General features: G+C 45.3%; 12 protein-coding genes. 9 read left to right on the top strand and 3 right to left on the bottom strand.

Features of this window, described 5'->3' with window-relative positions; genetic code table 11:
- Positions 1–25: 25 nt before the first annotated feature.
- The gene (locus BMZ28_RS16410; RefSeq protein WP_074824960.1) at positions 26–1,084 is read left to right on the top strand and encodes a bifunctional nicotinamide-nucleotide adenylyltransferase/Nudix hydroxylase; all 1,059 of its coding nucleotides are present in this window, start codon (positions 26–28) and stop codon (positions 1,082–1,084) included.
- Between the two features lie 270 nt (positions 1,085–1,354).
- Here the strand turns inward: BMZ28_RS16410 and yfcC are convergent, their stop codons facing one another.
- The 3 genes from yfcC to BMZ28_RS16395 all read right to left on the bottom strand — a co-directional run bounded on the left by yfcC (position 1,355) and on the right by BMZ28_RS16395 (position 5,597).
- The gene (gene yfcC, locus BMZ28_RS16405) at positions 1,355–2,830 is read right to left on the bottom strand and encodes a putative basic amino acid antiporter YfcC (RefSeq protein ID WP_211201781.1); all 1,476 of its coding nucleotides are present in this window, start codon (positions 2,828–2,830) and stop codon (positions 1,355–1,357) included.
- Between the two features lie 238 nt (positions 2,831–3,068).
- Positions 3,069–4,460, bottom strand: a complete 1,392-nt coding sequence (locus BMZ28_RS16400) for a nicotinate phosphoribosyltransferase (protein WP_074824956.1) — start codon at positions 4,458–4,460, stop codon at positions 3,069–3,071.
- Positions 4,461–4,766: 306 nt separating this feature from the next.
- Positions 4,767–5,597, bottom strand: coding sequence for a hypothetical protein (locus tag BMZ28_RS16395; protein WP_136655907.1), 831 nt, complete (start codon positions 5,595–5,597; stop codon positions 4,767–4,769).
- Between the two features lie 318 nt (positions 5,598–5,915).
- On the opposite strand from BMZ28_RS16395, the gene pstS reads away from it, so the two are divergent.
- The 8 genes from pstS to BMZ28_RS16355 all read left to right on the top strand — a co-directional run.
- On the top strand, positions 5,916–6,956 hold the full coding sequence (gene pstS / locus BMZ28_RS16390; protein ID WP_074824950.1) for a phosphate ABC transporter substrate-binding protein PstS: 1,041 nt from the start codon (positions 5,916–5,918) through the stop codon (positions 6,954–6,956).
- 59 nt (positions 6,957–7,015) lie between these two features.
- Positions 7,016–7,972 (top strand): phosphate ABC transporter permease PstC, encoded by a 957-nt coding sequence (gene pstC, locus BMZ28_RS16385; protein WP_047779420.1) that lies wholly within the window; start codon positions 7,016–7,018, stop codon positions 7,970–7,972.
- Between the two features lies 1 nt (position 7,973).
- Positions 7,974–8,861 carry a phosphate ABC transporter permease PstA gene (pstA, locus tag BMZ28_RS16380; RefSeq protein ID WP_074824948.1) on the top strand — a complete coding sequence of 296 codons (888 nt, stop codon included), beginning with the start codon at positions 7,974–7,976 and terminating at the stop codon, positions 8,859–8,861.
- 13 nt (positions 8,862–8,874) lie between these two features.
- Entirely contained in the window at positions 8,875–9,654 is a 780-nt protein-coding gene (pstB, locus tag BMZ28_RS16375) for a phosphate ABC transporter ATP-binding protein PstB (protein WP_047779422.1), read from the top strand.
- A gap of 15 nt (positions 9,655–9,669) precedes the next feature.
- Positions 9,670–10,383 carry a phosphate signaling complex protein PhoU gene (phoU, locus tag BMZ28_RS16370; protein ID WP_047779423.1) on the top strand — a complete coding sequence of 238 codons (714 nt, stop codon included), beginning with the start codon at positions 9,670–9,672 and terminating at the stop codon, positions 10,381–10,383.
- Between the two features lie 361 nt (positions 10,384–10,744).
- A complete protein-coding gene (locus tag BMZ28_RS16365; RefSeq protein ID WP_074824944.1) occupies positions 10,745–13,018 on the top strand; it encodes a type VI secretion system Vgr family protein in 2,274 nt (757 codons plus the stop codon).
- 45 nt (positions 13,019–13,063) lie between these two features.
- On the top strand, positions 13,064–14,392 hold the full coding sequence (locus BMZ28_RS16360) for a hypothetical protein (protein WP_074824941.1): 1,329 nt from the start codon (positions 13,064–13,066) through the stop codon (positions 14,390–14,392).
- Positions 14,389–17,792: DUF6531 domain-containing protein (locus tag BMZ28_RS16355; protein ID WP_074824938.1), on the top strand; the 3,404-nt coding region annotated here is incomplete at its 3' end. The genes BMZ28_RS16360 and BMZ28_RS16355, both read left to right, overlap by 4 nt.

Genomic DNA, 17,792 nt, shown 5'->3' with positions numbered 1-17,792 from the left:
TACTTATCCGCAAGGAGCTTGCGATATGAACAAACCCTATGATTTCACAGTTTTTATTGGTCGTTTTCAGCCTTTTCATGCCGGTCACTTAAGGGTTGTGCGTGAGGGATTAAATCAGTCAGATAAAATGATTCTGCTGATTGGTTCGGCATGGGAGCCGCGTAATCCGCGCAATCCCTGGACCCATCAGGAAAGGGAGGACATGGTACGTGCCTGCCTGACCGAAGCAGAGAATGCTCGCCTGCTGTGTTTGCCGTTAATGGATGTATTGTATAACGATGAACTTTGGGTGCGGAATGTCCAGTCAACGGTAAATGGGTTAGTAACTGCTCACCATATTGTGCCTCATCGACCGGCAAAAATAGCGCTTATCGGCCATCGGAAAGATCAAACGGGCTTTTATCTCAGCCTGTTTCCGCAGTGGCACAGTATCAGTATTGAAAACTATCGTGCCATCAGTGCTACACCAATCAGGGAATCTTTCTTTATTGATAATCCTCAGCAAGTGGTTGAAGAATTAGTCAAAACTGAAATTTTGCCTGAGCAGGTAGCAAACTATCTAATCCGTTTTTCTCAGAATAATGGCGGATTTCAGCAGGTTCATGACGAAATACTGTTTATTAAAAAGTATCAGCAAGCCTGGAGCGTCGCACCTTATCCACCCGTTTTTGTCACCGTAGATTCAGTAGTGATTCAGTCCGGCCATATTCTGTTAATTGAACGCAAAGCCCGACCGGGAAAAGGGCTGTGGGCTTTACCTGGTGGCTTTGTCGATCAAGGTGAGCGCTTACTGGAGGCCTGCCTGAGAGAACTAAGGGAAGAGACACGGCTAAAAGTACCGACCCCAGTACTAAAAGGCTCAATCCGCCGTCAGGCGGTATATGATGCCCCTTACCGCTCAGCGCGTGGCAGAACCATTACCCATGCTTTCTGTATTGAGCTAGAACCGAGTACAGCGCTGCCAAAGGTAAAAGGTGGCGACGATGCCAGAACGGCTCGCTGGGTTCCCCTTAGTGAACTCGATCCACAGGAGATGTTTGAAGATCACTACTTTATTATTCAGGATATGCTGGGCGCGGTTTAAGTCAGGTATTAAGCTGATAAAGTGTGAGAGCCTTATTTCTATTCCATGCCTTTCAAAACAAGCGCTGAAACCAGCTGACGACTGAATGAGGGTAGCATGAGCAGCAAGGATGCTGCGAAAGGGCGTTCGCCTTAACGCCCTTTACTCGCCGCCGATACGGTTATAGAACTATGCAATGAACTTATGGCGGCGAAATAATCGCTATTTCTAATGCCTACGGCGATTTTTTTAAAAAGTTCAGCAATAGTCTTTAAACTTCGATACTAATAATCAACCATACCCCAACATTTGAGCCCCGATCACCACTATGCTGGAGAAAATAAACAACAGCAGCATAAAACGCCAACTAAAACGTATCCAGTTACCCCAATCGACTCGACATACGCCCAGCGTGCCCATCAATGAAGCGGATGTTGGTATAACTACGTTAGTGAAACCATCCCCTAGCTGGAACGCCAATACTGATACCTGACGGTTTACTCCAACTAAATCACCCAAAGGCGCCATCAGAGGCATAGTTAATGCGGCCTGAGCGGAACCTGAAGGCACAAAGAAGTTAAACACTGACTGGAATAGATACATACACCACGCGGCAAAGATATCGTGCATACTGCTAATTGCACCGGCGGCACTGTTTAGAATGCTGTTTAATACGCTTGGTTCTGTCGAATCAGCGCTGCTGATTAACAGCATAATACCTTTAGCAAAACCAACCAGTAGCGCAGGGGTAATCATAACCGTAGCCCCTTCTTTAAACGCATCGGCCATATCGTTTAGCGTCATATCATTGAGCTTAAATATCACGCCAATCAGACCGGCAATTAACCCCATGGTAAAAAACTGCCCAGCGATTTCCGGGATATACCAAGAATGAACCAGAACACCCCAAATGACCCAAACCATAACGCCAACAATGGTTATCAGCACCAGCCAGTAGCCTAAACCAAATGAGGTTTTCCCAATATCAACGGACTGGGAGCGAAAGTGCATATCACTCTGATAGCTGTAGGATTTTTCCGGTGATTTTTTAATTTTTTGGGCATAGAGTATGGTGAAGAGAATACCAAACAGGGTAAATCCAACCCATAAAGCAATACGTAAACCCGCGCCTGATAACACAGGCACATCGGCAATTCCTTGGGCAATAACGACGCTAAACGGGTTCATCCATGAAGTCGCAAAACCGACTTGGGTAGCGACATAGGTCACCATCACAGTGGTAATGCTGTCATAGCCTAAGCGAACCATCAGCGGGGCGATAATAATCGCAAAAGCGATAGCCTCTTCCCCCATACCAAATACTGCTCCACCGAGTGAAAACAGAAAGAACATGGCAGGAACAAATAGAATCTCATTACCGTGGGTTTTATCGATTAGCCGCAAAATACCGTTATCAATGGTACCAGTACGCATCACAATGCCGAATGCACCACCGATAACCAGCATAAACATGATAATCCCGATGGCTGAACCAAATTTACTACCGGAGGCTAATCCTTCAAAAGGAAAATTCAGCAGGCCGACGTCATCACCACTGGCAAATAGAGAGACTTGTTTATACAGCGGTTGGCCTTCGGCATCGGTGGCATAGGTAAATGAAGCAGGATCAACGACTTTACGCGTTTTCTCTACCCCTTCAACTAAATAGTGAACCTCTTTGCTTTGGAAAGTGCCGACGGGAATAAGATAAGTCATAGCAGCAGCGAAAATACCGATAAAAAAGATAATTATCAGCGTGTCTGGCATTCTACTGCGTGAGTTGGGTTTTGAGATTGGCGGGTGCGAATCTTCAACGTTTCCCTGAGGTTGTAGTGTGTTATCCATTGTTTGATTTATAAGTTTTGTAGAAAAGGAGCAGGAATAGTAATCAAGGTGGGAGCATGCTTCAAGCATAGATATTCATGGATATTGCATGATTTATGCAAAAAAACAGCCAACCCCTAGGTTATTTCTCGGGGTTGGCTGGATGATAAAACAAGAAAAATTAACCAACAGAGACGCTATCGTTCATCGCTAATAAGCGAATGTTATCCAAAGAGTAGTCCATGATTAACTGTCCATCCCGATATATCGGAATTAACAGATTTTCTGATGGGTCTATGCTATTACGTGAAACCGTTTTAAATTCGCCCTGCTGGTTAATTAATGCTAAACGCCCTTTTTTAGAACGCTTAACCCGGTCAGTAATCGGATCTTTATAGACATCCTTCCATTCACCATTGATACAGATAGCGGAGGCTTTCATGGCAAACCGTTGTGTATCGCGATTGACTTTCTGTAGTAGCTCTCCCCCCATACCGAAAGAGACATTTTCAGCGCTTAGCTTACGCTTTTTCATTTCGCATAGAATCTCCTCGATGGAGCTGACGGATACACCATCTCCCTGAATCAGGCGGATAAAATCGGGTAATACCTTGTAGCCTTTACTGTTGATGGTATAGCCAAATTTAGCCATTAAACGTTCAATCGCTTCCGGCACGATTTCTACCGGTTCACCGGAGTCGGGGCGTATTACCAGCGTTCCGCCATTGTTTTCGACCTGTGATTTCAGTTCACCGCCCCAAATATTATCGATAGCATTCCAGATGTCATAAGAATCGCTAACCACGGCAACGGTTTTACCTTTTCCGCCAAAGCGTCTTAGCATATTGGCGTAGGCTGCAGCCTCACCTTCACGCCCCCAACTGGTAATTGTACTGTGCTCGGCTGCGGGAATAGAGAACCCGGCCATTTCTTTATGATAATAACGGCGGGCCGCCATAACGCCTGACAGGCTATCGGTACCCATAAAGTTAACCAAATGAGCCAAACTACCAATGGCTACGCTCTCTTCTGAACTGGCACCGCGTGCACCGAAGTCATGCAGCTTAAACGGTAGACTGTTCAGGTTATCTGCGGTTTCCGACAGATAGGCGTCCAGAATGGTATGACAGGCTTTTGAAACCGTGGCAACGGTGGTCGGATACCAGATTGCGCGCAGTAACGCAGTTTCAATATAGCTGGTTAACCAGGCACATTGAGGGTCGGTATTCACTACCTGAACCAAAACATTACCGGTTGGTACCAATGTTCCTTCTGGCACCGCTTCAATCTCCAGCGGTAAATAACCGTTATGCTGTTTCAGAATATGCATCCAGCCTTCATAGTTAAAAGGCAAACCGTGCATCGCTAACACTTCTTCAGCTTCGTTAATATCCGTCAGGGTGATGGGTTTGGTCAGATACTGTTTAATGAAAATTTGTAAACCGAAAAACAGGGTTTTTGGATAAGAACCGCCGCGGGATTCAATGTAGCTGGATACATATTCTGTTCCCTGTGGATACTGAAGGAAATGTGAAGTTTTATAAGAGTCGGTGTTCAGTATTAGGTTATGCATGATGGAAATCCTCCAATCAATTGATGTTCTATGCGGGTCTGTCCTGCATAGTTATTAGGGTAGTTCATACCGTTGAAATATATAGTGGCATATAGACACTATAGTGGTCAATAATAATTAGTGTCATAAAGCCACTATGTTGTTATTTTTTGTTTAACTTATTAAATTATATAAATAAATTATTTTAATTAGGCTTGTTTTTTACTTTGGGTAATCAAGAAGATTATTGGCAGTAACAGAAAATACAGAGTTTGCCGGTGGATAAACTATCTGGATATATCCACTCGGCATGATGCGGCGGGTTGATTAGGAAAGAGGAATTTCCAGAATCAAAATATACTTCTTCAATTTACTGCTGCTGGAAAAACTACGCAGAAATTGGTCGCGCTGATGTTTATCCGCCAGATTGCGACGATACACTTTTCTGGCTTTTCCAGTGGTTTGGTAAAGCCAGATCTCACCTTTATCATTCACATAAATTAGCCCGACGTGATAATGCTGTATGCCCGGTGCTTTGCCAGAGTCACGGTTAAAGCTGACAAGATAGAGGTTATCCGGTTTTAGTCTGGAGGGTAATTCATCCCAGGTTTGCTGAGAATGCAGATCGAAACCACGGGGTGAAAATCCGTTGACCTGTGGGTCGTTTTTATCGCGACGTTCGCCGTTGGGGAGAATAAAAGTAGCGGGGGAATCTTGTGCAATATTTAAGATAAGATCCCAGCCAAAGTCCCAGTCTTCACCATAGGGGGAGTTTTTAGCGCTATTCAGTAAGCGATCTACCTTGGCGGCGGATACGGTTATATTTTTATCTAACAGAAAGCGTGAGGCTTCAAGAACAAAACCGCTACAGTTCAAACCCGGGGTGGCTAAATAGGTATTAGGCTTAGCAAAAAGCGCATATTTTCCGGTTTCAGTAATTACCCCATCAATCCGATAAGAAATTCCCAATAAACCGTTTAATTTTTTTTCAGGCGTATCTTGCGACTCGATGGGATACTGCATTCCCGCAGGTAATGGGATACTTGATTCGGCCAAAGGACTTGCGGTGATGGTATGGGTAACCAATAGCCCACAGCATAAGCACAAAAACAGCATCCATTTTCTATATTTATTCCTGCTACTGCGGATTAAACTCATTTTTTCCTCAAAATTTTATTGCCGAGTAGTGCTACTGCTGCACCCATTCCATTTGTGCACCTCAACTTAACATTATCAACTATAGTTGTAGTGAGGAACATACCCATATCATTCAATTGTCAGTGAATATGTTTTGTTTAATCGCAGATAAGACCCGAAGACATTTTTTTCGTTTATTTCAGTAAATCTCTCATCGTCATAAAACTGTAATAAAGCTGACATTATACTGTCATTAAACGGTCTTATATTTTCGCTTGTACTCATCACCAGTCTGATTATTAACCGAACAGATCCAAACAAATTCCTTCAGGAGGAATGATGAAATTGATACGTACAACAATTGCTTATGGTATTGCCGTCACCGTTTCTATCAGTGCTCTGTCAGCCCTAGCGGCGGAAAATATTACCGGTGCAGGTGCAACGTTCCCCGCCCCGGTTTATGCCAAGTGGGCCGATAGCTACCAAAAAGAGACCGGCAACAACATCAACTACCAGGGAATTGGGTCGTCCGGTGGGGTTAAACAGATTAATGCCAATACCGTCGATTTCGGTGCATCAGATGCGCCTCTGGATGATAAACGTCTGGCTGAAGATAATCTGTTCCAGTTTCCAACCGTCATTGGCGGCGTAGTGTTGGCAGTTAACCTTGAAGGGATTAAATCCGGCCAGCTAACGTTAGATGGTAAAACTCTGGGCGATATCTATCTGGGCACCATTAAGAAGTGGAATGACCCAGCGATTGCTAAGCTTAACCCTGGGGTTAAATTACCAGACCAAAACATTGCTGTGGTTCGCCGTGCTGATGGTTCCGGTACTTCGTTTGTATTTACCAGCTATTTGGCCAAAGTTAATGCTGAATGGAAAGAGAAAGTTGGTGTAGGTTCCACGGTTAAATGGCCAGTAGGTTTAGGCGGTAAAGGCAACGACGGTATTGCTGCCTTTGTTCAACGTTTACCGGGTTCCATTGGCTATGTTGAGTATGCTTACGCTAAACAGAACAACTTGGCTTATACCAAACTGATTTCTGCCGACGGGGAAGCGCTCAGTCCAACTCAAGGCTCATTTAGCGCAGCCGCAGCCGGTGTTGACTGGTCTAAATCATTTGCCCAAGACCTGACCTTCCAGAAAGGGAAAGGTGCATGGCCGATTACATCAACCACTTTTATACTGGTACATAAAGATCAGAAAGATGCGAAACGCGGCGCAGAAGTGCTGAAGTTCTTCGATTGGGGTTATGCCAAGGGCGGCGCACTGGCCAAAGAGCTGGATTATGCCGTACTGCCTGACTCTGTGGTTGAACAAGTCCGTGCCGCATGGAAAACTCAAGTGAAAGATAGCAGCGGTAAAGCGCTTCGTTAATTATCTTCTTGCCCTCTCTCGTTGATGGAGAGAGGGCTAAAGTTTTAAAGAGAGACTCAATGGCGGAATATAAGCCGGTAATGAAAGCTCCGGGAAAACAGGGTGATATTATCTTCGGCGCGCTGGTCAGACTGGCTGCGCTGATTACCCTTTTATTATTGGGCGGCATTATTGTTTCACTGATAATTGCTTCATGGCCCAGCATTCAAAAATTTGGTATCGGTTTCCTCTGGAATAAAGAGTGGGATGCACCCGCCGGAGAGTTTGGTGCGCTGGTCCCTATTTACGGCACCATTGTCACTTCTATTATTGCCTTATTGATTGCCGTGCCGGTTAGCTTTGGTATTGCTCTATTTCTCACCGAGCTGGCACCAGCATGGTTAAAAAGACCCTTAGGGATAGCCATTGAACTGTTAGCGGCGATTCCCAGCATTGTATATGGTATGTGGGGGTTGTTTATTTTCGCTCCGCTGTTTGCTGAGTATTTTCAGCAGCCAGTGGGGAACGTAGTCGCGAATATTCCCATTATTGGCACGTTGTTTTCCGGTCCGGCATTTGGCATCGGTATTTTGGCTGCTGGTGTTATTTTAGCCATTATGATCATTCCCTATATAGCCGCAGTTATGCGCGATGTGTTTGAACAAACGCCAGTGTTATTAAAAGAGTCGGCCTACGGTATCGGCTGTACTACTTGGGAAGTGATTCGGCGGATTGTGTTGCCGTATACCAAAAATGGGGTGATTGGCGGCATCATGCTTGGTCTGGGTCGTGCACTGGGTGAAACCATGGCGGTAACCTTTATTATTGGTAATACCTACCAGCTCGACAGCTTCTCGCTGTTTATGCCGGGTAACAGCATTACTTCTGCGCTGGCTAATGAATTTGCTGAAGCCGAATCTGGTCTGCATACCGCCGCGCTAATGGAGTTGGGGCTGATACTGTTTGTGATTACCTTTATCGTTCTTTCCTTGTCCAAGTTGATGATTTTAAAACTGAACCGCAATGAGGGGCGCTAAGATGAGCATAATAAATCAATCTGATAGCGCTTTCTCTGATGCCAGCCGTCGGCGTATGCAGGCGTGGCGTCGTCAAAAGAATCGGTTAGCGCTGTTTGTCTCAATGATGGCCATGGCCTTCGGCCTGTTCTGGTTAATCTGGATCCTGTTTGCCACCATTACCAGAGGTATTGATGGCATGTCGATGGCGCTGTTTACCGAAATGACACCGCCGCCGAATACCACCGGAGGTGGATTAGCCAATGCGCTAGCGGGTAGTGGCCTATTAATTCTGTGGGCAACGGTTATTGGAACGCCCTTGGGCATTTTGGCGGGGATTTATCTGGCTGAATATGGGCGAAAATCGCTGTTAGCCTCCATTGTGCGCTTTATTAATGACATTTTGTTATCTGCACCTTCCATTGTGGTTGGCTTGTTTGTCTATACCATTGTGGTTACTCAAATGGAGCGCTTTTCCGGCTGGGCCGGGGTGATTGCTTTGGCGCTGTTGCAAGTACCGATTGTTATCCGTACGACGGAAAATATGCTGCGCTTGGTGCCGGATACCCTGCGGGAAGCCGCTTATGCTCTGGGTACCCCAAAATGGAAGATTATATTATCCCTGACGCTGAAAGCGTCGGTTTCAGGGATAGTGACCGGTGTTTTGTTGGCGATAGCGCGTATTGCTGGTGAGACGGCACCACTGCTGTTTACTGCGTTATCCAACCAGTTCTGGAGCCTCGACCTGAGTCATCCAATAGCTAACCTACCGGTCACCATATTCAAGTTTGCGATGAGTCCGTTTGCCGAATGGCAACAGCTGGCGTGGGCAGGCGTATTGCTGATTACCCTATGCGTTTTATTGTTGAATATTCTGGCGCGTGTGATTTTTGCCAAGAAAAAATACTAAGAGAGACTGTTTAATGAATTTAGTGAGTGATAACTCAACCGATAGCAAAATTCAGGTACGCGATCTGAACTTTTATTATGGGAAATTCCATGCGTTAAAGAATATCTCATTAGATATTGCCAAAAATCAGGTAACGGCGTTTATCGGCCCATCCGGATGCGGTAAATCTACCTTGCTACGCACCTTTAATAAAATGTATCAGCTTTACCCTGAGCAAACGGCTACTGGCGAAATTTTGCTGGATGGCAAAAATATCCTTGAGGATAATCAGGATGTGGCGCTGCTGCGTGCGAAAGTTGGCATGGTTTTTCAGAAACCAACGCCATTCCCTATGTCTATTTATGACAATATCGCCTTTGGTGTTCGCCTGTTTGAGCGCCTTCCCCGCACTGAAATGGATGAAAGAGTGCAGTGGGCATTAACCAAAGCCGCGCTGTGGGATGAAACCAAAGATAAGCTTAATCAAAGTGGTTACAGCTTATCTGGTGGTCAGCAGCAACGTTTGTGCATCGCCAGAGGGATTGCTATTCGTCCGGAAGTACTGCTGTTGGATGAACCTTGTTCGGCTCTTGACCCGATCTCTACTGGTCGAATCGAAGAACTGATCAGTGAACTGAAATCAGACTATACCGTGGTGATTGTTACCCACAATATGCAGCAGGCGGCGCGTTGTTCAGACCATACGGCGTTTATGTATCTGGGGGAGCTTATTGAATACGCTGACACCGATATGATGTTCACCGCACCGCAAAAAAGACAGACAGAAGACTACATTACCGGTCGCTACGGTTGATAACGGGGAACCCACATGGAAAACCTTAATTTAGGCAAACATATTTCTGGTCAGTTTAATGCGGAACTGGAACATATCCGTACTCAGGTGATGGTCATGGGTGGGCTGGTGGAACAGCAGCTAACCGATGCTATCAACGCCATGCATCAGGCCGATGAAGAATTGGCTCGGCGGGTGATTGAGGACGACCGTAAGGTCAATAATATGGAAGTAGCTATCGATGAAGCCTGCGTGCGAATTATTGCCAAACGTCAGCCCACGGCCAGCGATCTGCGTTTAGTGATGGCAATAACCAAAACCGTTTCTGAACTGGAACGTATCGGTGATGTGGCGGATAAAATCTGTCGTATGGCGCTGGAAAAATTCTCCCAACAGCATCAGCCATTGCTGGTGAATCTGGAATCACTGGGGCGTCATACGGTACAAATGCTGCATGATGTGCTGGATGCCTTTGCGCGTATGGATATTGATGAAGCAATTCGTATTTATCGTGAAGACCAAAAGGTCGATCAAGAATATGAAGGCATTATTCGTCAGTTAATGACCTATATGATGGAAGATCCACGCTCTATTCCCAGCGTATTAACCGCATTGGCCTGTGCCCGATCCATTGAACGTATTGGCGACCGCTGCCAGAACATTTGCGAATTTATCTTCTATTTCGTCAAAGGCCAAGACTTCCGCCACCGTAGCGGTGATGAAGTTGAGAATTTATTGGCTAAAAAATAATTAATACTCCAACGCCCTTTCCATTAATATGGTTGGGCGTTTCTATTAATTTTGTTTTTTTATCTATTAATCCCCTTCTTATTTATATTCCGCTCATTATTCATTCCGTTATTTGTTTTTTAATTGATTTATACTTTTCTTTTAACTTTTTTTATATGGTTTTTATTTGATTAATTCGTTGTTTTATATCTAAACCTGTTAAATATACCAGTATTGATGGGGTGTCTGGTTGTGTGTTATTTTTTGTTTAACTTATGGGGTTAATTATAATTAATGTTAGTTATTAATGACTTTTTAATAAAACCCTAGCGTTAAGGAATATTAAGCTTTTAATATTAAATAATGAATAGGGATATTATTTATGGATACTGGTTTATATTTCTCCTGTAAAATTGGAAGTCTGTCTGATTCAACTTTTGATGTAGTTGATTTCACGCTGGAAGAAGCATTATCAACCTTATTTAAACTGGAAGTTAAGGTAGCCAGTAACGATGCCAGCATCGATATGGATGGGCAGTTGCTACAGAAGGCATCACTGGTTATCAAGGTTGATGGGCAGGTTCAAAGAACTATTAATGGCATTGTGGCAGAAGCATTCTATGGTGATAGCGGCTTCCATCGCACCTACTACACCTTTACTATTCGTCCTGAGCTCTGGCTGCTTACTTTGGCACAGGATAATCGAATTTTTCACTTCAAATCGATCCCTAATATTTTAGATGAACTATTAAAAAAACATAATGTTAGGGCTGAATCTAAACTGCTCGACTCCCATAAACAGTGGGAATATACCACCCAACGTGATGAAACGGATTATGACTTTTTTAGTCGGCTAGCGGCAGAGGAAGGGATTGTTTTCTGGTTTGAAGAAAATAATATGTTCTATAGCGATAGCCGGACAGGAATGACCGGTGGTGAATATCTACTGTATAACGCGCATGTTCAAAGCGCTAACCGAGAACAGGTAATCCATAAACTCCAGTATGGGGCTAAAATGAAGCCCAATGCTGTTCACCTTAAAGATTATAAATTCTCTCACCCTGATGTTGGGCTGGATTCTAAAGCGAAAAAATCCGGTAAGCGTCCTTTATATACGATTTATGAAAGTTACGGTCGTTATGATGATGATGCTGTTGCTCAGCAATATGCTAAATATCGTTTGGAAGCCTACCAGGCAAATAGCCTGTCAGGTAAAGCCGAAAGTAATAGTATTCATTTAATGCCGGGTAAGATGTTCACGATTGCCGAACACCCGTCAGAGGCGATTAATAGTAACTGGCAGATTGTCAGCATTGTTCATCGGGGAACATTACCGCAGTCTGTAGCAGAAGAATCTTCCGGCGGTACTGCCGCAATAACCAACCAGTTTACCTTTATTCCCGGCTCTGTTGATTGGCGAGCACCGTTTAAGCCCAAGCCAACGGTATTTGGCGATGAAACCGCCACAGTTGTTGGGCCGGCGGGAGAAGAAATTTATGTTAATGAGTTTGGTCAGGTAAAAATTCACTTTCACTGGAATAAATATGATGCGCCAGATGAAAATGCATCCTGTTGGATCCGTGTAGCACAAAACTGGAATGGTGATGGTTTTGGCTTTCTGTCAACGCCTCGGATAGGCCAAGAGGTGGTTGTCTCTTACTTAAATGGTGATATTGACCAACCCATGATCATGGGCACCACCTATAACGGCAAAAACAGTCCTCCGCTAGATTTACCCGCTGCGAAAACTCAGATGTCGATAAAATCGAAAACCCATAAGGGCGAAGGTTTTAATGAACTGCGCTTTGAAGATTCAGACGGCAATCAAGAAGTGTTCATGCACGCCCAGCGCGATATGAATACCAGCGTGCGTAATAACCGCACCACCGATGTCGATATGGACCATACGGAAAACATTGGCCAACACCAGACAATAAACGTAACGGGTAATCAGAGTACCAATGTCACCGGTGACCAGTCGATAGATGTGACCGGCCAGCGAACCGACCACGTGGTTAAAGATGAAACGGTAAATATTGATGCTAATCAGAAGATTACCGTAGGGGCTGACCAAACGATTGACGTTACCGGTAGCCGTACCGATCACGTTAAAGTTAATGAAACGGTGAATATTGATGGTAATCAGGAAACCACGATTCTCGGCACTCATACGGTCAAAGTGACCGGTACTCAGGATGTTACGGTTACCGGTGTAGAAACGACGACTTATGAGAATCTACATAATTTCACTGTTAATGGCGATCAGGATGCCAAATATCTTTCTAACCAAAAAGTATTGGTTCAGGGCACCCAGGAAACGACGGTTAATGGCACTAAAACAGTGACGATTCATGGTTTGATGACGGAAACATTTCAGGCTTCCCATAAGGTCAATGTGACTGGTAATCAGGAATTGATTGTGACGGCAGAGCAAAAGCTACAGTCCAGTAATTTAGTTATCTCTGCGGCTGACAGCATTGTTATTGGCTGCGGCAGCTCACAAATTACCATGGATTCCGCCGGTAATGTACGAATTATGGGGGTGAATATTACGGTGGCTGGTCAGAGTGAATATAGCGTGGTGGCGCCAAAGGTTCACTCAAACGGCAGCTCGGAAAATATTGTTGAAGGTGCGGTTGTGAAGCTCAATCCATAAACACTGATAGGTATACGGATAGGGAATAATCAAAGGTGAATACACATGGATAATTGGCAGCCTTCAAACCCGGTAGAGCGTCGTTTTATGCAGGCTCATGAAGATTGTTTAACGTTTGCTGAACAACCAGATGCCAGATTACTGTACTGGCAGGCTAACGAAGACGATCTTTATTTACTTAATACTTATTTTCAGGTTCAGCAGGAAAATGGCTGCTGTACTATGCAGTTTTATGAGGATTTCACCTCTGGTGAAAAGTATGCAGCCCAGCTAGCGCAACACATTATTTATTTTTACGACCAGCGGCGTGATGGTTCTTTAGCTCAGGGAATCGAAGCTAACTGGTCAGTACCTGAAAAAGCAAAAGGAATAACGGAAACTCAATATCTTCTGCAAATTTGTCATAGTCTGATGGCATACCATCCAGACATATTTCCTGGCTTCATGCTTATTTTCTCTCCCTCTAACTTAAAAAGTTTGGCAAAGATGGAGTCGTGGCTCGGTACATTAATCAGTGAAATCGTCTCTGGAAATTGGGCCTCTGACCGTATCCGTCTGGTTATTTATACCGCTGAAGAGGCGCTCTTTTCTAAGCTCGCAGACGAGCATACGGGAAGAGTTCATAGTATTACTGGAAAGTATTTTTGTGAAAACGTCCCGCGCGAGATGATTGCTGAATCTAACGAAAGGGGAGATAGCGGTAAGTTCAGGCGCTTATTTGTTGAACTAACAGAGACCTTAAAGAATAACGATCCGCAACGTTTAGAAAGTTTATCTCAATCAGCATTGGCTATCACCAATAAAGCCGGATGGTTCGATCAGAGTGTGGTCGTTCATTTGATTGCCGGTGCCGCTTATTTAAAGTGGCAGGATAAAAAGAATTCTCTCCATGCTTATGAGCAATCTCTTCAGGCCGCGGAGCAGGCTAAGGCAGCGCAGCACCCGGCGGGTAATAAGCTGATTGTTAATGCGCTGTTTGGCATCAGTAGTGTGTATCTCTTTGATAAAGAGTATCAAATGGCGGCGGAATATTATGACCGTATTCCAACCTATTCCCTTGAAGATCAAGATTATATTCTGACGGTTGAAGCCGACAGAATGCGTGCGGAATGCTGGGAAAAAGCCCGGCATTCCGCCACTGCGATTGAGGCCGCTTTTGACGGTGTTGATGCCGGTTTATGTATGGAAGTGGATTGGCGTAAACAAAGTTCTTTACCCTTAGTCACCCACTGGCTTTATCAGCGTATCAGTTCCATTGATGTCCGACACGCAGAAATGGTGGAGAAATTTGCCGAGTTATACGGCGATGATTGGGAGGACTTTGTCCGTATCGATCCCCTTAATCCGCCTCAGGAAGAGGAGATTAACGTATGAGTTTATTAGCTTCTACTCATTTGTCGCCGGTGGTTGGTGTTGATGTACATATGGTGAATGTGCCGACGCCGACACCAATACCTCACCCTCATGTTGGGGCGGTGATTGATTTTCGCGAGCTGGTTAATGGCGCAAAATCTTTTGTTGGCTCAATGGTGATGAATTTTGTTCAAGAGAATGTGCCTGACGAAATGATGGCCGGTGCCATGGATATCATGGATAAAGTCGGTAAGGTACAAGAAGTGGCTGGTGTCGCTTCAGCTATTGCCAGAGGCGATTACAAGTCTGCCGCTGCTCAGGTCGGTGGGAAATTATGGAACAGTGAGTCCGTTCAAAATAATCCGATGATTAAATCGGCAGTTGGCCTGACTAATTCGGTAAAAGATGCGTTGGGAGCCGGTGCAGGGCAAGGTGGTGGCTCTAACCGTCCTGTTTTAGTCAATAATCTAATGCGAGCCACGGTAGGCACCAACTCACGCCATATTCCTGGATTACACTTTCCTTTAGGAGCTGGTTATGCACAAAAGTTGCCGTCTTGCGATGCTGAAGCTTTTATGGGCAGTAAAACGGTAGCGGCGAACGGCGATCCCTTTTCCTATCTGGCACTGCCCTCTTTAAGCTGCTGGTTTGCCGGTATGTTACCCACCGGAAAAAATGCCGCCCATACGGAAAGGAAGGAACTCTCTTTACCAACGGCGGTAACGCTGCCGATTCCCGTTGGGCGTCCGGTTCTGATTGGCGGAACGCCAACGTTAAACCTGCTGGCGATAGGACTGGCACTGTTTAAGGCGTTTCGTGGTTCAAAGCTGGCGAAAAAGCTGTTTGAAAAATTTCCTAAAGGTTTCATTAAATGCGTTATTTTTGATGCCGAACCGGTTAATTCGATTACCGGCGAAGTAATTGTTCAGCAGAATGATTTTGAGGTGGCCGGGCGACTACCGCTGATATGGGACCGCTATTACTCAGGACATCAGGCTCATCAGGGAGCCGTTGGACATATCTGGCTGACGCCAGCTGATATTCATCTGGCGCTGGTGGTGAATGACGGTATTTTGGGCGCCATTGCGCAATTTGCCGACCACAAAACCGCTTTTGAAATGTTGCCTGCTTTTGAGGGATGGGAACATCGCAGTCACGACTGGCAGCAGGGACATGCCATCTATCGGCTTGATGATTCATTAATCTTACGCACCAAACAGGGCATTGAGTATCATTTTCCATTGCCAATCGGCTGGTTACAGCAGGCTGAACAGTTAGCGGAAGAGCAACAGATTACCCTGTGGTTTAATCATATGGTCGATCTGAATGGTAACGGCTGGCATTTTGAGCGTGATGGGCAACATCGTTTACAGCGATTGGTTGAATATAATCTTGAAGGTGAAACTGGGCGCAAAATTGTCTGTCATCATGAAGAACGCGGCTATTTAACCGATCTGATTTTATTTGAAAGCGATACCGACAGAGACGGCGTGTTATTGGCCGGCTATCGTCAGGATATTCACGGCAATATGGTTTCCGTGTTGGATGCACATCAGCAACCCTACTGCTTTGAATATATTGATAATCACCAGATGATTCGGCATACCGATCGCAATGGTTTGTCATTCTATTATGCCTATACGCTGCATGATGATGGCATCCAGCGAGTGCATCATGCCTGGGGCGATCATGGGCTGTTTGATTATACATTTGTTTATCATCCAGAACGTCAGGAGACGTTGATCACCGATTCCCTCGGTCATACGACCATTCTGCAATATGACGAGCGTCAGCTTCCTTTGGTACGTATTGACCCATTGGGAGGAGTAAAATCCTATCAGTATGACGCTCAGCAGCGCGGTATTTCAGAAATCGACCCGGGGGGGAATAAAACCGAATGGGAATATGATATCTGTGCCAATATTGTGCGTCGACGTTACCCTGACGGCAGCGGTATTGATATTGAATATAATGAGCTCAACCGGGCTGTAGCCATTACCGATGCGGAGAAAAAACGCTGGTTACAGCAATGGGATGACAAGGGCAATCTGGTTAGCCAAAGAAATCCGCTAGGTCAGGAAAGCACTTACGACCACGATGCGCTAGGACAATTAATCTCGGTAAATCATGCTCAGCAGCGTACGGTATTGGCCTACGATGAACTGGGTTTTTTGCATCAGCTTCAGGACAGTGCCGGACGAGTGACTTATTTTGAATTTAATCGCTATGGTTATTTACAGAAACGTCGTTTAGCCAACGGTGATGAAACCCGTTATCACTATGATAAAAAAGGTAGATTGACCGCCTGTCAGTTGGAGGATGGTGGATTTATCAGCTGTCGTTATGATGATGAAGATAATCTGATTGAATACCGCGATCGGGGCAAGAAACTTACGCAGTTTGCTTATTTTGGTCAGGGGCGATTAGCGAAGCAAACGTTGCCTGACGGGCATAGCATTCAATATCACTATAATACCGAAGAGCAATTAATTGGCGTGACTAACCAGCGTGGTGAACGCTGGGAACTGAATCGCGATGCGGTGGGGCGCCTGACAGAAGAGCGGGATTATTGGGGTAAAGCGCGCACCTATCATTACGATGAAGCCGGGTATTTAGCGCAGAGTATTAACCCATTGGGTCAGCTGTTGGCGGTGACCTGCGATAAAATGGGGCGAATTGTCAGTAAAACTCCGGAAAACCAGCCAGAAAAGGCAGAAACTTATGCCTATAACAAACGCGGTCAATTGACGCTGGCGAAAAACCGATATTGTGAAGTCACCCGCCAGTACAATGCTATTGGGGCATTAACTCAGGAATGTCAGCGTCAGCAGGACGTGACGGGTCAGTTGGATTATCACTACAATGCCTTCGGTCAGTTAGCTGAGCAGCATCATTTGTTACGCCACCATAGCCAGACCGAAGAAAGCGCCTTTAAACAACGTCAGCGTTTTGAGTATAACGAACTGGGGCAGTTGGTTCGCCAGCAGGTGGATGACCATACCCCGGTGGAGTTTGGTTTTGACGAAATTGGCCGTTTAACCCGCCAGCAGCAGAGTGAAGCTCTGTCAGTTTCATTTGAATATACGCAATCCGGTCAGCTAAAGCGCCAGAGTCTGCATCGAACAGATAGTATTCACAGTGACTATATTGAATATCATTATGACAGCGCCGGAAATCTGGTGATGCGTAATGATAGTCGGTCAGGTACTGATAATTATCACTATGATGTTTTGGGTCAGATAACAGAACACAGTAACCCGATGGGGAAAATCCAGCGCTATGTGTATAGCGCCAGCGGTGACCGATTTGTGGAAAGTACCAGCGTAGACGGTGAAAGGGAGCTGACGTTTAATGATGGGGTGCGTTACCGGTTAAATCAGGCAGGACAGCTGGTGGCCAGAGAGAGCGAAGCACGCAGTGA

Source organism: Pragia fontium DSM 5563 = ATCC 49100, from assembly GCF_900112475.1.
GTDB classification, from domain to species: domain Bacteria; phylum Pseudomonadota; class Gammaproteobacteria; order Enterobacterales; family Enterobacteriaceae; genus Pragia; species Pragia fontium.
The sequence above is the reverse complement of the archived record's forward strand: the minus strand, read 5'-3'. Positions and strand labels throughout refer to the sequence as shown.

What these genes read in the sequence shown, in the direction of transcription:
- BMZ28_RS16410 (WP_074824960.1), top strand. Translation starts at nt 26, where the DNA reads ATGAACAAACCCTATGATTTCACAGTTTTTATTGGTCGTTTTCAGCCT.
- yfcC (WP_211201781.1), bottom strand. Translation starts at nt 2,830, where the DNA reads ATGCCAGACACGCTGATAATTATCTTTTTTATCGGTATTTTCGCTGCT.
- BMZ28_RS16400 (WP_074824956.1), bottom strand. Translation starts at nt 4,460, where the DNA reads ATGCATAACCTAATACTGAACACCGACTCTTATAAAACTTCACATTTC.
- BMZ28_RS16395 (WP_136655907.1), bottom strand. Translation starts at nt 5,597, where the DNA reads ATGAGTTTAATCCGCAGTAGCAGGAATAAATATAGAAAATGGATGCTG.
- pstS (WP_074824950.1), top strand. Translation starts at nt 5,916, where the DNA reads ATGAAATTGATACGTACAACAATTGCTTATGGTATTGCCGTCACCGTT.
- pstC (WP_047779420.1), top strand. Translation starts at nt 7,016, where the DNA reads ATGGCGGAATATAAGCCGGTAATGAAAGCTCCGGGAAAACAGGGTGAT.
- pstA (WP_074824948.1), top strand. Translation starts at nt 7,974, where the DNA reads ATGAGCATAATAAATCAATCTGATAGCGCTTTCTCTGATGCCAGCCGT.
- pstB (WP_047779422.1), top strand. Translation starts at nt 8,875, where the DNA reads ATGAATTTAGTGAGTGATAACTCAACCGATAGCAAAATTCAGGTACGC.
- phoU (WP_047779423.1), top strand. Translation starts at nt 9,670, where the DNA reads ATGGAAAACCTTAATTTAGGCAAACATATTTCTGGTCAGTTTAATGCG.
- BMZ28_RS16365 (WP_074824944.1), top strand. Translation starts at nt 10,745, where the DNA reads ATGGATACTGGTTTATATTTCTCCTGTAAAATTGGAAGTCTGTCTGAT.
- BMZ28_RS16360 (WP_074824941.1), top strand. Translation starts at nt 13,064, where the DNA reads ATGGATAATTGGCAGCCTTCAAACCCGGTAGAGCGTCGTTTTATGCAG.